The following is an 11,495-nucleotide window of genomic DNA, read 5'->3' as shown; positions in this document are numbered from 1 at the left end:
TGCCCCCCGGCCCGTCCCGCGCGCGTCTCGTCGGTGACCGACACGGGTTCCCCCCTTGCTGCGTCGGATCGAGTCCAGCTCTATCGCCGGGGTGTGACAACTTCCGCCGACCCTCCGGTCGATCGGGGGCCATCGCCCGGCGGTCGCTGGCCACGATACGGAACCCGAGGTCAGCCACCAACAGGGCCGGTGGACGAGCCTCGGGACAACCTGTGGACGCAGGGGGCCAGCATGTGCGCAGGGTGTGCACAGGGGTGTGGAAAAGTGATGGCGTTTTCCGGGCGTATCGCTCCTGACCTGGGCTTCTGCCGTCCCCACCCTGTGGATGGAAGATTTCTGGTCGAGCCTTGGCGTCGTTCGTCCCGTACTATCGCTGCGAACGGCTGCACCTTGACAGCGGATTGCACTTTCGGGTTGAGAAGGGTCACGCTCCCGCCGTGAGACACCGGGACTGGGCAAGCGGGGAGGACAGCCCGCGCGAGCGCCGGCCGAGCGCCTCCTGGGACGCTTCCGCTGGTCCGCGACGCGTGGACCCGTACGCGCCGGAGCGCCAGCGCACGCCGAGCCGGCGCCGGGCGATCGAGCGCGGCCAGGACGAGCCGGTGGACGCCTACCTTCCGCGGTGGGCGGTGGAGTCGGGGATCAGTCGGGCGGACGGCGGTGGGCGGCATGCCGCGCCGGACGACGACGAGGCGGAGGCCCGGTCGCCCGCTTCCGACGGTGGTTGGCGGCCCGAGGCCGGTCGGCGTCGGGACGACGGCCGGCGCGGGCTGCGGGCCGTCGGGGCCGGGCCAGTGTCCGACCACACCGCCGAGTGGACCATGGACGCCCCGCAGGAACAGGGCTACGTCGGGAGCCGGCGGGCCGAGTCCGGGGAGGACGGGCCGGTCTCCGGGACGGCGCCCCGCAGCCGTCCGCGACGTGCGGCGACCCGACGGCCGGAGGTGATCTGGTCGGGGCTGCCGGAGGAGGCGGGCGCGGGCGGTGACACCGGCGGGTGGGAGGCCGAGCGGCCGGCCCGGCGGAGTCCGCGGGCGGCGACCGGTTCCTCCTGGCCGCCGCCGGCGGTGGATCCGTGGGAGCGGGGTCGGGCGGCCGAGCCGGCTCCGGCGGAGCAGCCGGCGGTCGACCCGTGGGACGCGTCGGGCGTGCACGCGTGGGGTCGGGCGGACGCCGGGAGCCGGTGGGAGCAGGCCGGGAGCCGGTGGGACCGCACCGAGCACACCGGTGAGTGGGACCGGTTCACCGACACCGGTCACCTCGACCGGGTGCGGGACGCCGGTCCGCGGTATCCGGCGGTTGACCCGTGGGACCGGACGGCACCGCCGGTCCGGGAGGGTTGGGCGTCGCCGGAGCAGGTCGAGGAGTTCTGGTCGGGGACCCGGTTGGCGGGTGACGATCCGCGGTGGATGGAGACGCCGATGTCGGCGCCGCAGTCGCCGGTGGTCGCGTACACCGCGCCGCGTCCCCGGGCCGCGCCCCGGCGTCGGGCGGTGGAGCCGGTCGGACCGGGCGGGTCCACGGCGCGGCGACGGATGGACCCGATCGGCGGCGGTTCGTGGAGCCGGCGGTTGGAGGACGACCTGCTGGACCCGGATCCGGGTGGGCCGTTGCGACCGCTCGTCTACACGGCCGCCTGCTATCTGGTGCCGGCGGTGCTGCTCTTCCTCGGTCTGGTCTTCCTGGACGGGCAGGCCCCGGCGGGGTGTGTCACCGACATCAGTGGTGGAGGTTGTGACTCGCCGCGGGCGCACGCGTTCGCGTCGTTGTCAGCGGCGGCGCCGAGGTTCGGGCTGGCGCTGGTGAGCAGCCTGGTGGTGGCGGTGCTGCTACGTCAGGTCGGTACGACGTGGCGGTCGGCGACGGTGGCGTTGGCGGCGGCCGTGGTGGGCGGTGGGCTGTCCACTGTGGTGATCAGCGCGGTGACCGGCCAGCCGATCGGCTGACACGCCGGCGGCGGGTCGCCGGGAGATGGCGGGTCGCCGGGAGACGTGGAAAGGGCCCGCACCGGAGAACCGGTGCGGGCCCTTTCGTGGTGCGGTGGGGTCAGCCCTTGACCACGTTCAGGTCGAACTTGGCGGTCACCTCGGGGTGCAGCCGGATGCTGACCGGGTAGGCGCCGAGCGACTTGATGTGGCCGGGCGTCTCCAGCCGGCGACGGTCCAGGCTCGGACCGCCGGCCGCCTTGACGGCGTCGACGATCTCGGCCGGGGTAACCGAACCGAAGAGCCGACCGCCGTCGCCGGCGCGGGCCTTCAGGTTGACCTTCAGGCCCTCGAGCTGGCCCTTGATCTCGTTGGCGTGGTCGAGGTCGCGGACCTCGCGGGCCGAGCGGGCCCGCTTGATGACCGTGACCTGCTTCTCGGCACCCTTGGTCCAGGCGATCGCGAAGCCCTGCGGCAGCAGGTAGTTACGGCCGAAGCCGTCCTTGACCTCGACGATGTCGCCCGGAGAGCCGAGGCCGGACACCTCCTGAGTGAGGATGATCTTCATGTCCGTGCCTCCCCTCAGCGGGCCGTGGCCGTGTAGGGCAGGAGCGCCATCTCACGGGCGTTCTTGACCGCACGGGCGATCTGCCGCTGCTGCTGCGAGGTCACGCCGGTCACCCGTCGAGCGCGGATCTTGCCGCGGTCGGAGATGAACTTGCGCAGCAGCGCGGTGTCCTTGTAATCGATATAGGTGATCCCGTCCTTGTCGAGCGGGTTCACCTTCTTCTTCGGCTTGCGCAGTGCCGCAGCCTTCGCCATTGCTCTTGCTCCTGGTTTGCGATCGCGGGCGCTCGGCGCCATCAGAACGGGGGCTCCTCGTCGAAGTTTCCGCCGCCCGAACCAGCGCGGGAGGGGGCCGGGGCAGCCGAGGCCCAGGGGTCGTCGAAGTTGCCTCCGCCGCCGCCCTGGCCACCACCGCCACCACCGCCGAAGCCGCCGCCTCCGCCACCGGAGCGGGACATCTTCTGCACCTTCGCCGTGGCGTAGCGCAGGGACGGGCCGATCTCGTCGACCTCCAGCTCGATGACGGTGCGCTTCTCACCCTCGCGGGTCTCGTACGACCGCTGACGCAGCCGGCCGGACACGATCACCCGGGCGCCGCGCTGCAGCGACTCGGCGACGTTCTCGGCGGCCTGGCGCCAGACCGTGCACGAGAGGAACAGCGGCTCGCCGTCCTTCCACTCGCCGGACGCCTTGTCCATGAACCGGGGTGTCGAAGCGACCCGGAACTTGGCCACCGCCGCACCGGAGGGGGTGAACCGCAACTCGGGGTCATCGGTCAGGTTGCCGATGACCGTGATGGTGGTGTCTCCTGCCATGACCATCTCCTCGCGCACTCATCGTTGTGTCGTACAGGCTCTCAGAGCCCTCCGACAGCGCGGATGAGCTTGATCCGGACGTGCCGGGTCCTAGATGCTCAGCGCATCTCCGGGCGAATGACCTTGGTGCGCAGCACCGACTCGTTGAGTCGGAGCTGACGGTCCAGCTCAGCCACGGCCTCCGGCGTCGCCTGGAGGTCGACGACGGCGTAGATGCCCTCGGCCTTCTTGTTGATCTCGTACGCGAGGCGCCGGCGGCCCCACACGTCGGTCTTCTCCACCGAGCCACCCGCGGTCCGGATCACGTTCAGGTACGTGTCGAGCGACGGGGCGACGGTGCGCTCCTCGAGGCTGGGATCGAGGATCACCATGACTTCATAGTGACGCAAGACGTGCTCACCTCCTGTGGGCTAGGCGGCCACGGTCCTTCCGTGGCAGGAGGTCGTGCGTCGTGGCCCGCCCGATGCCGGGGGAACCCGGCCGGACGCGGACAACCGCACCAGGATAGCCGGTCCGGACGATCATGCCGGGGCCGGTGGCCCCGGGCGGCTCCAGACTGCTCCGGACGCGGTGACAGGGGCCCACCTCCGGCGTCGGGCGCCGGAAAGGTGGACCCCTGTCCACGGGGCCGCGGGGCGTCCCGTCCGCATTCCTTGGGTGGGACCTGGGGAGGAACGACCACACCGATGAGGTTGGATCGGGAACGCCCCGCGGAGCTTTATCATGTTGTCATCTGGTCTGACCCTACAGCGGCTGTCGTCACCACTTGAGGTAAATGCTGGAATTAATCCATCTGACCGATTGCCGGGTGGATGACGAGTGGACCCGCCCCGTCGTGCCGGGCCGCACGGCGGGGCGACCCGTCGCCGGCGGCCGACGCTCGCCGTCCGTGCTGTGGACCACGTCGGGCGGAGCGTCGACCATCGATCCCACCTCGGACAACGACCGCCGGGCCGGGCGGTGACGGTCCGCCCGTCGGAACCCGCGCGCGTGCGCACCACGCGTCGCAGGCGCGACGTAGGCTGCCCTGCATGCGAATCGGAGCCCACGTCGACGCGACCGACCCACTGGCTGAGGCGGCCACCCGGGAGGCCGGGGCGGTGCAGTTCTTCCTCGCCGACCCGCAGGGCTGGAAGGCACCGAAGCCGCGGGAGGACGCCGAGCGCCTGCGCGCCGCCGACGTCGACCTCTACGTCCACGCGCCCTACGTGATCAACGTGGCCACGCTCAACAACCGGATCCGCATCCCGAGCCGCAAGCTGCTGCTGGCCCACGCCACCGCCGCGGCGGCCGTCGGGGCCCGCGGGCTGATCGTGCACGGCGGCCACGTCAACGCCGGGGGCGACCTCGCCGCCGGCTTCGACAACTGGCGCAAGACCTTCGCGTACGCGGCGGACTCCGGCGGCTTCCCGCTGCCGGTGCTGATCGAGAACACCGCCGGCGGCGACAACGCCTGCGCCCGGCACCTGGACGCGCTGGCCCGGCTCTGGGACGCGCTCGGCGACCACGAGGTCGGCTTCTGCCTCGACACCTGTCACGCCCACGCCGGCGGCGAGGAGCTGCTGGGTCTGGTCGACCGGGTCAAAGCGATCACCGGCCGGATCGACCTGGTCCACGCGAACAACTCGAAGGGCGCCTTCAACTCCGGCCAGGACCGCCACGACAACCTCACCGGCGGCACCATCGAGCCAGAGCTGCTGGTGGCGGTGATCCGGGCGGCCGGAGCACCGGTGATCGTCGAGACCCCGGGCGGCGTCGAGGGGCAGGCCGCCGACATCGCGTTCCTGCGCGCCCAGTTGGGCGCCACGGCATGACCACCGAGCAGTCCGGCGCGACCGGCCGTTCCGGCACCGACCCGCGACCGGCCCCGGAGGGCTCCCCGGCCGACGGGGCAGAGCCCGCACCGGGCCGAGCCACCGGCGAGGTGAAGGGCGGTACGAGCGCGGCAGCCGACACGAGCGGGTCCCGGGCCGACAGCGACGAATCCGCCGACGCGGCGGACGGCGACGGCAAGGACAGGGCCGGCGACGGCGACGGCGACGGCGACAAGAGCCGGCGCAGATCCGGCCGGAGCAGGCGCGCCGGCAGGCGCAAGACCGCCGGCGCAGGCAAGAACGGCCGCGACGCCACCGACCCGGACCAGAGCACCGTGACGAGCAACGCCACCGACACGAGCAAGGCCACCGACAAGGACCGGACCACCGGTACGGACGGTGCGGAGCCGGCGGATCCCTGGACCGCGTTCGGGCCGGCACCCGAGCCGGTGCTCGGCCGGGCCCGTCGGACGGTCCGCGCGGTGGGCCGGTTCCTGGTGCACGAGTGGACGCTCGCCGCCGTCGCCGCGCTGGCCCTGGCCGCGGCGATGACCTGGCCCACGCTGCGTTATCCGCGCTACACCCTGCCGCAGGACCACTGGGACCCGAGCCTTCAGGCGTGGCAGATGGCGTGGTCCGGCCACATCCTGCGCACCGACCCGGCGATGCTCTGGCACTCCAACACGTTCTTCCCGGAGAACTGGAGCTTCGCGTTCTCCGACACGCTGCTCGGGTACGCCCCGGCCGGCCTGATCGGCGTCGGCCCGGAGCACGCCGTGCTGCGCTACAACATCATGTTCGTGCTGGCCCACGCGCTCGCCGCGTTCGGGGCGTACGCGCTGGCCCGGCAGCTCGGCGCGGGCCGGATCGGCGGCGCGGTGGCCGGGGCGGGCTTCGCGTACGCGCCGTGGCTGCTGGCCCAGGCCGGCCACCTGCACATCATCTCCAACGGTGGCATCCCGTTGGCGCTGGCCATGCTCGCCCGCGGTCACGGCTGGTCGCTGCGGTACGGCTACCGTCCGCGCCGCCGGCACGCGGGCTGGGCGCTCGCCGGTTGGCTGGTGGCCGCCTGGCAGCTCAGTCTCGGCTTCGGTATCGGGCTGCCGTTCGCGTACCTGCTGGCCGGGGTGGTGCTGGTCTCGGCGGTGCTGTGGTTCGTCCGGCGCCGCCGGGTGAAACGCCCGTTCGGCCGCCGGCTGTTCCTGGCCGACCTGTTCGGCGGGCTGGTGTTCGCCGCGGTGGGCGGCCTGCTGGCGATTCCCTTCTTCAAGGTCGCCGAGTTGCATCCCAACGCGGCCCGCACGCTCGCCGAGATCCAGCTCTACTCGCCGCCGGCCAGTGGCCTGTTCACCGCGCCGGGTGAGTCCCGGGTCTGGGGCGAGCTGCACGAGGGGGCGCGGGCGGCGCTGCCCTGGCCTCCGGAGATGACGCTGCTGCCGGGTTTCGCGCTCTACGCGCTGGCCGCCGGCGGGTTGTTCTTCTCGGTCTGGCGGGTCCGCCACCGGCTCTTCCTGCTCGCCGGCGTGCTGGTGACGATGGCGCTGGCGATGGGCACCCGGTTCCTCGACGGCCGGTTCACCTACGTGCCGCTCTTCGACTACCTGCCGGGCTGGAACGGGCTGCGTACGCCGGGCCGGATGATGCTCTGGGCCACGCTGCTGCTCGGTCTGCTCGCGGCCGGCGCGGTCACCGCGTTCTGCGCCCGGGTGCGGGAGCTCGCCGCCGAGCGGGTGCCCCCGTGGCCGGGCCCGTGGTTGCGGCTGGCCACGCTGCTGCCGCTGGTGCTGGTGCTCGCCGAGGGGTTGAACGTCACCCCGCATCCGGTGGTGCCGCAGCAGCCGGCGGTGATGCGGACCGTCGACGGGCCGTTGCTGGTGCTGCCCAGCAGTCAGAACCTGGATCAGCCGGTGATGCTCTGGTCGACGGACCGGTTCCAGCAGATGGTCAACGGCGGCAGCGGCTTCACCCCGACGTCCCAGGCCCGGACCCGCGAGGCCACGGTCAGCTTCCCCGACTACGCCAGCGTCGACTACCTGCGGCAGATCGGCGTCCGGACCGTGGTGGTGCTCCGGGACCAGTTGGGCGGCACCCCCTGGGAGGGGATGCTCGACCGGCCGGTCGAAGGGCTGGGCGTGACCCGGGAGCAGGTCGGCGACGCGGTCGTCTACCGGCTGTGACGTCTGCCGCCCGGTCTCAGGCGGGCACGGGTTCGGCGGGGTGGTCGGTGGCGGCGGAGCGTGCGCGCCAGCGCTGGTGCCAGGGCGCGTCCGGGGCGCCGTCGAGCACTCCGCCGTCGGGGTCGTCGGCGTAGGTCTGGCGCACCGCGTCCTGATCGGGTCGCAGGATGTCCCGGACGATGAAGCCGCAGAGCACCGCCACGGTGATCAGGCGGAGGCTGGAGGCCAGCACGAACACGCCCTCCGGGAAGACCGGCCGGGAGGTGGCGGTGCCGAGCAGTTCGCCGTAGAACGCGACGAAGTAGCAGACCTCGGCGAACTGCCAGGCCAGGAACGCGCCCCACCGGGGCCGGGCGAGCACCGCGAGCGGCAGCAGCCAGAGCACGAACTGCTGCGACCAGACCTTGCTGAAGATCAGGAAGGCGGCGACCACCAGGAACGCGACGGACGCGAGGCGTGGCCGGCGCGGGGCGAGCAGCGCGAGCGCGGCCACGCCGAGGCAGGCCAGCCCGAACAGCAGGTACGACACCCAGTTCAGGGTGGGGATGTTCGCGTTGAGCCACTCGAACGGGCCGAGTTCGCCGGGCGCGGAGGGACTGATCCGGCCGTCCAGGTAGCGGCCGATGTACCAGAGCGTGCCCCAGTCGATGGGACGGGTGGTGTTCAGGTCGAAGAACCGGCCCCAGCTCTCCCGGTACGGGATCGCCACCGGCAGGTTGACCGCGACCAGCGTCAGCAACGCGGTGGCCGTGGCGACGAGCCCGGCCAGCAGCCGGCCGGCCCGCAGCGTGAGGATCAGGATCGGGCCGAGCAGGAACAGCGGCCACATCTTCGCCGCGCCGCCGAGCCCGAGCAGCACGCCCGCCAGCCCGGGCATCAGCATGCCGTAGCGGTCGGGTCGGGTGCGCGCCCAGGCCAGCAGCCCGAACGCGGCGAGACCGACGGCGAGCAGGTCCCAGTTGACGGTGGCGGTGAGCACCAGCGCCGGCGAGAGGGCGAACAGCGCCGCGTCCCAGGGTCGTCGGCGGCGCAGGCTGAGGATGACCGCGACGGTGGCGACCGCGAGCGCGCCGAGCACCAGCGCGTTGAGGTTGTAGAACCACTGCCCCTGGTTGATGGAGGGATTGTCCACGCCGAGGGCGTGCACCGGGAGGCCGAGCGCGCCCATGAAGTAGCCGGTCAGCACCGGGTACTCCACCGGGTGGTCGGCGTAGGGCACCTTGCCCTCGTTGAGGCCCTCGGCGTAGTAGAGCGCCAACACGTCGGTGTAGCACATCCGGGTGTACTGGACGTTGTTCTGCCAGGCGCCGTCCTGGCAGGGGGACTTCTGCACCCAGTGCAGCGCGAGCGTGAGGCAGATCAGGGCCAGCACGATCCGCGCCGCACTCCAGAACCGGCTGTCGCGGCCGGCCGGCCGGTCCAGGGTGGCGGCGTGGTCACCGAGCGGTCCGCCGATCAGGCCGGACGTGCCGCGGACGAACCAGTCCGAGCGGGACGGGTGGTCCTCGGTCGCTCCGGGCCGGGGCGTCTGCTCCCCGGACGTGCCGGGTTCATCGATGCCTGCGGTCGACTGGGTGCTCATGGAGAGGCATCCTGCCGTACGTCGGGGCCGTCCGTCCCGCCCCGCGCGCAGAAATTCCGGTACGCGAAACGCGGCGGCGGCCGGACCGCTCGGGTCCGGCCGCCGCCGTCGGGTGGTACGCGTCAGTTGGTCTGGCGGGTGGGTGGGGTACTGGGCAGCACGCCGCCGCCTCGGCCGCCCCCGCCGGGGAGGCCGCCGCCCGGGTTACCGCCGCCCTGGTCGCCGCCGCCGGGGTTCCCGCCGCCGCCCGGGTTGCCGCCACCCGGGTTGTTGCCGCCGGGGCAGAACAGGCCGAGCGGGTCACAGGCCGGCCCGCCGGGCTCGTTCGGGGCCGGCGGCGGGGGCGCGGGCATCTCGCCGTTGCCGACGTCGTCCTTGCCGACGTTCGCGGCCGGCGGGAAGTCTTCCTTGTCCTTGCCCTTGAGCGCGTCGTTCATGAAGCGCTGGAAGATCTCGCCAGGCATCTTGGCGCCGCTGATGTCCGCGCCGCCCTTGTACTTGATGGCCTTGCGGGCGCCCTTGTTGCCGACCCAGACGGCGGTGGCGAGCTGCGGCGTGTAGCCGATCATCCAGGCGTCGCCGTTGCGGGTGCTGCCGTCGCCGAGTTCCCAGGTGCCGGTCTTCTCCGCGGCCTTGCGGCCGTCGTCGAGGCGGCGGTTCACCTGGCCCGGGTACTGCTCCAACACGGAGGTGACGTCGGCGACGATGTCCTTGTCGATCCGCCGCTGCGGCTTGAGCTTCTCGCCACCGACCATGTCCCACTTGCCGGTGTTCGGGTTCTGCTTCTCGACCTTCCGGATGAAGTGCGCCTTGTTGTAGACGCCCTCGTTGGCGAAGGTGGCCACGCCGTTGGCGTGGTCGAGCACCGTGATCGGGTACTGGCCGTAGCCGATCACGTGGAAGAACGGATTCGGCGCGAGGTCCTTCGGGTCGGCCTTGGTCAGGTCGTGCGGCTTGGCCGGGTTGGTGTCGGTCTGCCACATGGTGGTGACGCCGGCCTGCTTGGCCATGTCGAGGACCTTGTCCGGGCCGATCTTCTCGGTGATGTAGTAGAACGGCACGTTCAGCGACTTGAGCGTGGACAGCTCCAGCGTGCAGGAGTCCCCACAGGAGACCTTGTCGGCGCCGGCGTTGCTGACCTTGAACTTCGTGTCCTTCGGCGTGAACGCCGAGCCCTTCCAGCGGGACTTGATGGAGATGCCCTCCTTCAGCGCCGCCGCCAGCGTGTAGATCTTGAAACTCGAACCCGGCGAGTGGCCACCGCTGACCACGCCGTTCTCGATGTTCTTGCCGGCGTAGTCGGTGCCGGTGCCGTTGTCACCGCCGTAGTAGGCGAGCACCCGACCGGTCTTCGGCTCGACGGACACCATGGCGGCCATCAGGTTCGGCGGCTGCCCGGCGAGCGCGGAGCCCTTCTTGGCCCGCTGGGCGGCGTCGAGCGCCGCCTCCTGCATCTTGGCGTTGATGGTCGTGGTGATCTTGTAACCACCACGGCTCAGCGCCTTCGAGCAGAGCGGCTTCGCGTCGGTCGCCTCGGCCTCGTTGTCGGTGCAGAGGTTCATCTCGCGCAGTTCCTGCGAGACGTAGTTGACGACGTTGCCGTACGGCGTGTCGATGCCGAAGCCGCCGGCACTGTTCTTCGTCGGCTTGAGAATGTTCTTCGGGTACTCGGTGGGGTGCTGCGGCATGTTCGGCGCGTCCAGCCACTTCTCGGTGATCATGCCGTTGACGACGTAGTTCCACCGGTCCAGCGCGGCCTGCGGGTTGATCGCCGGGTCGTAGCCCTGGTGCGTGGAGCTCGGCTCGGGCTGCTTGATCAGCGCGGCGAGCACCGCCGCCTCGGCCACGGTCAGCTTGTTGACGTCCTTGCCGAAGTACGTCCGTGCCGCCGACTGGATGCCGTACGCGCCCCGGCCGAAGTAGATGACGTTCAGGTAGTGCTGCATGATCGTCCGCTTGTCGTAGCGGTCGTTCAGCTTGGAGGCGAGGACCGCCTCCTTGACCTTGCGGCCGTACGTGTCCTGGTTCAGGTTGTCGAACGCGTTGCGGGCGTACTGCTGGGTGATCGTCGAGGCACCCTGCTTGTCGCCGCCGCTGATGTTGTTCCAGGCGGCCCGCGCGATGCCCTTGTAGTCCACGCCGGAGTGGCGGTAGAAGTTGCGGTCCTCCGCCGCCGCGACCGCGTGCTGGACGTGCTCCGGGATCTGGTCGATGGTGACCAACTGCCGGTTCTGGTCGCCGATCCGGGCGATGGGGGTCTTGCCGGTGGAGTCGTAGATGGTGGTCGACAGCGGCGGGATGGTGTCCTCCGGGAGCACCACCTTGGTGGAGTACCAGGTGAAGCTGACCACGCCGATGCCGGCGAGCATGATGAACACGGCGAAGCCGGCGATCAGCATGTTGAGCCGGCGCCGCTTCTTCGCCCGGCCCGGATCCCCACCGCGGCCGGCGCGACCGGGGCCGGTCGGACCACCCGGGCCACCCGGACCGCCGGGTCCGCCGCTGAAGCCGGGCACCCCGGCCCGGGCCACCGCGGCACGGCCGCCGACGGGTGCCGCGCCGACGCTCGCCCGCCCGGCGCCGCCCACGCTCGCCGCGCCGACCGAGGCACGCCC

General features: G+C 71.8%; 9 protein-coding genes. 3 read left to right on the top strand and 6 right to left on the bottom strand.

What is annotated here, in order from left to right; translation table 11 throughout:
• Positions 1-437: 437 nt before the first annotated feature.
• Positions 438-1,946: a hypothetical protein gene (locus C8054_RS09625; protein ID WP_107156412.1), complete on the top strand. Its 1,509-nt coding sequence runs from the start codon at positions 438-440 to the stop codon at positions 1,944-1,946.
• Positions 1,947-2,046: 100 nt separating this feature from the next.
• Here the strand turns inward: C8054_RS09625 and rplI are convergent, their stop codons facing one another.
• The 4 genes from rplI to rpsF form a co-directional block, all read right to left on the bottom strand.
• Positions 2,047-2,493: a 50S ribosomal protein L9 gene (gene rplI, locus C8054_RS09620; RefSeq protein ID WP_107156411.1), complete on the bottom strand. Its 447-nt coding sequence runs from the start codon at positions 2,491-2,493 to the stop codon at positions 2,047-2,049.
• Positions 2,494-2,507: 14 nt separating this feature from the next.
• A complete protein-coding gene (rpsR, locus tag C8054_RS09615; protein WP_007073789.1) occupies positions 2,508-2,747 on the bottom strand; it encodes a 30S ribosomal protein S18 in 240 nt (79 codons plus the stop codon).
• Positions 2,748-2,788: 41 nt separating this feature from the next.
• The gene (locus C8054_RS09610; protein ID WP_175441301.1) at positions 2,789-3,325 is read right to left on the bottom strand and encodes a single-stranded DNA-binding protein; all 537 of its coding nucleotides are present in this window, start codon (positions 3,323-3,325) and stop codon (positions 2,789-2,791) included.
• An 80-nt stretch (positions 3,326-3,405) separates the two neighbouring features.
• Positions 3,406-3,696, bottom strand: coding sequence for a 30S ribosomal protein S6 (rpsF, locus tag C8054_RS09605; RefSeq protein ID WP_088643630.1), 291 nt, complete (start codon positions 3,694-3,696; stop codon positions 3,406-3,408).
• Positions 3,697-4,338: 642 nt separating this feature from the next.
• Between rpsF and C8054_RS09600 the strand changes: the two genes are divergently transcribed.
• Both C8054_RS09600 and C8054_RS09595 read left to right on the top strand, forming a co-directional pair.
• Entirely contained in the window at positions 4,339-5,121 is a 783-nt protein-coding gene (locus C8054_RS09600) for a deoxyribonuclease IV (protein ID WP_107156410.1), read from the top strand.
• Positions 5,118-7,298, top strand: coding sequence for a hypothetical protein (locus C8054_RS09595; RefSeq protein WP_107156409.1), 2,181 nt, complete (start codon positions 5,118-5,120; stop codon positions 7,296-7,298). The genes C8054_RS09600 and C8054_RS09595 overlap by 4 nt, the downstream gene beginning before the upstream one ends.
• Positions 7,299-7,314: 16 nt before the next feature.
• Here the strand turns inward: C8054_RS09595 and C8054_RS09590 are convergent, their stop codons facing one another.
• Together C8054_RS09590 and C8054_RS09585 are read right to left on the bottom strand one after the other, a co-directional pair.
• Positions 7,315-8,880 (bottom strand): glycosyltransferase family 87 protein, encoded by a 1,566-nt coding sequence (locus C8054_RS09590; protein ID WP_107156408.1) that lies wholly within the window; start codon positions 8,878-8,880, stop codon positions 7,315-7,317.
• Between the two features lie 122 nt (positions 8,881-9,002).
• On the bottom strand, positions 9,003-11,495 hold a 2,493-nt coding region (locus tag C8054_RS09585; RefSeq protein WP_107156407.1), incomplete at its 5' end, for a transglycosylase domain-containing protein.

Origin of the sequence: Micromonospora sp. RP3T (assembly GCF_003027925.1) — a bacterium.
Classification (GTDB): Bacteria; Actinomycetota; Actinomycetes; order Mycobacteriales; family Micromonosporaceae; genus Micromonospora.
Note: the sequence above shows the minus strand (reverse complement) of the source record. Positions and strands in the feature narration are given on the sequence as shown.

Bases quoted from the DNA above. Each gene is read 5' to 3' on its own strand.
- rplI (WP_107156411.1), bottom strand. From the start codon at position 2,493: ATGAAGATCATCCTCACTCAGGAGGTGTCCGGCCTCGGCTCTCCGGGC.
- rpsR (WP_007073789.1), bottom strand. From the start codon at position 2,747: ATGGCGAAGGCTGCGGCACTGCGCAAGCCGAAGAAGAAGGTGAACCCG.
- C8054_RS09600 (WP_107156410.1), top strand. From the start codon at position 4,339: ATGCGAATCGGAGCCCACGTCGACGCGACCGACCCACTGGCTGAGGCG.
- C8054_RS09595 (WP_107156409.1), top strand. From the start codon at position 5,118: ATGACCACCGAGCAGTCCGGCGCGACCGGCCGTTCCGGCACCGACCCG.
- C8054_RS09590 (WP_107156408.1), bottom strand. From the start codon at position 8,880: ATGAGCACCCAGTCGACCGCAGGCATCGATGAACCCGGCACGTCCGGG.